This is a genomic window from Alteromonas profundi (assembly GCF_010500865.1).
Lineage (GTDB): Bacteria > Pseudomonadota > Gammaproteobacteria > Enterobacterales > Alteromonadaceae > Alteromonas > Alteromonas profundi.
In genome coordinates this window covers 1-2154 of the sequence record NZ_JAAAWN010000072.1, presented here as the reverse complement: position 1 = coordinate 2154, position 2154 = coordinate 1, and the positions used below count along the sequence as shown (strand labels likewise).

The window sequence follows — 2154 nt, the reverse complement described above, 5'->3', positions numbered from 1 at the left end:
TGCTTGTGCGTAAAGATGACGAATACATTGCCACGTATTTCCTCTATCAAGCGAGTAAAAATGTGGCTTGCGGATACGCCCAACAATGTCCCATCCTAGCGCCTTAACTTCTCTAAACCAAGGCGATCTATACCTTGCGTCGGTGACGATAATGGGCTGACAGTGAGAAGGTAATATCGCGTGCAACGTCTTTAAAAATGTTTTGTGTGTGGCTGGTTTCTCTTTGGTCTTATTGCAGTGCACTTCTTGATACAGTGTGATGGGCCTACCTTTTAAAGATATTGCTGCGCGTAAAAGAAAATGCGCTTTACAGTCGTCTAAATCTGACCAATCGATTGAGATAACAGGGCGTGACGTGATGCCACAAAATAGTTGGCATATAGATGCATAGATAAACGGCGTTTCGCTTAACAAATGTGGGTTTGAGAGCAAGCGGTCCGCACGTTTAATGCGATGCTTCTCAAACGCTTTGGTGTCAATGCCTCGACCTATACTCGTGACGGTCACTGCGCTCCCGTTGAGCAAACTGTTTACACATGCAATAACCGCTTTTTGCCGAGTTTCATGCATTTTTAAGCTGACAAGCGATACGACTTTGTTCACAATCGACAGGGCATTCATGGCGTTTAACCTTCACTTTTTTTGGCGAAAGATCTGATCACCAAACGTCATGAATGTTCCCATCTTTTTTATCCCACTGATTTCGCTATATTATTTGTGGGGATACCTCAGGGTCAGAGTACTTTTCGTAAAAAGTTAGCTCCGCCCCAATTATTTCTTTACCCTTTGTTTGGCACAATTAAATATTTTTCGCCTGTCTTTTTGGCATTGTATAGCGCTACATTTTCGGGCTGCAGCGCCTCTTCAAGACTAAGTTCCTTGGTGTAAGAAGAAGCAAAGGTCGTGTTAATTTCAGCGGCTACTTTTTGGTAAAGCTCACCCACCCGCTTTTTATCAAGCTTACCTAAAAAGCGCATTAGCAGCCAACCGCCAATACCCCAAGTCATGCCATACGCACGATTTAAAATGGTGGGAGAAAAGTCTAAACCGCCGTAAATATACACCTGTTTATTGCTATCAGAGCCGTATGTATTAAAACCCTTGGCGTCTTTGCTACCAGATGCTTCCATCATAGTGAGAATATCGCTAACAAGCTCGCCACCGCCAATGGCGTCAAAAGCTAACGTTGCACCTGATTTATCAATGGCTTGGTAAAGTTCTGCTTTAAAATTCTCACTGCTAGAATCAAGCACAATTTTGGCGCCAATTTCTTTAAGCATATCCACCTGCTTTTGGCTGCGCACAATGTTCACTAACTCCACACCCTGCTCTAAGCAAATCTTATTCAGCATTTGGCCTAAGTTAGACGCTGCGGCGGTATGTACTAATGCTTTGTGACCTTCCATTCGCATGGTCTCTACCATACCAAGTGCTGTTAGTGGATTAACGAAGGATGATGCCGCTTGCTGAGCAGTAGTACCTTCTCTATGAGGCAAACAAACTTGCACGGGAACGCATGCGTATTCGGTGTAAGCTGCTCCCGTAAGAATAGATACGGTTTTTCCCATCAACGCTTGGGCTTCTGGGCTGTCGCCAGCGGCAACTACGGTTCCAGCACCTTCATTGCCGATAGGTAACGTTTGATCAAGACGAGATTTAATACGAGCTAGCAATGGCTTATGAACTGGCGCAATAAGCGCTCCCTTATCAGCGTTAAACGACGCCTTATCTAAACTAGCGGGGCCAAACATTGGCCACATATCAGAAGGATTAATCGGTGACGCCTCCATACGAACGATAACTTCGTGGGGCTTAGACTCTGGTACATCAACCTCTTTAAGAGATACTTGCAACTCGCCTTCTGAGGTAATAAGCGTAAAAAGTTGTTTTGATTTATACATATCGGTGTTTCCCGCCCTAGTGATAAAACGCTAAATATATCCTTAAGCTAACACGCCCCCCCTATCAGTAATATTTATATTGCGAATACATATGAGTTCTAATAACTTATAATTAAGGTGCCGAGTTAAAGGGGTCAGAGTCTGAGGGATCCCCACGAATTTAATTTCATGCACATCCGGCCCAGGCCCCGTCTACTATAGAGCTGTACCATTTGAGTGCAGCTTTCCACTGTCGCATAGTGAATCGTATTCG

The 2154-nt window shown here is 44.3% G+C and carries 2 protein-coding genes; both read right to left on the bottom strand.

Translation table 11 applies throughout. The annotated features are described in order from the left end of the window. Window positions 1-621: IS4 family transposase (locus tag GTH32_RS19145; protein WP_163088788.1), on the bottom strand; the 621-nt coding region annotated here is incomplete at its 3' end. Window positions 622-779: 158 nt separating this feature from the next. Beyond that, window positions 780-1901 carry a zinc-binding dehydrogenase gene (locus tag GTH32_RS19140; protein WP_163088786.1) on the bottom strand — a complete coding sequence of 374 codons (1122 nt, stop codon included), beginning with the start codon at window positions 1899-1901 and terminating at the stop codon, window positions 780-782. Window positions 1902-2154 lie beyond the last annotated feature (253 nt).

Bases quoted from the DNA above. Each gene is read 5' to 3' on its own strand.
- GTH32_RS19140 (WP_163088786.1), bottom strand. From the start codon at position 1,901: ATGTATAAATCAAAACAACTTTTTACGCTTATTACCTCAGAAGGCGAG.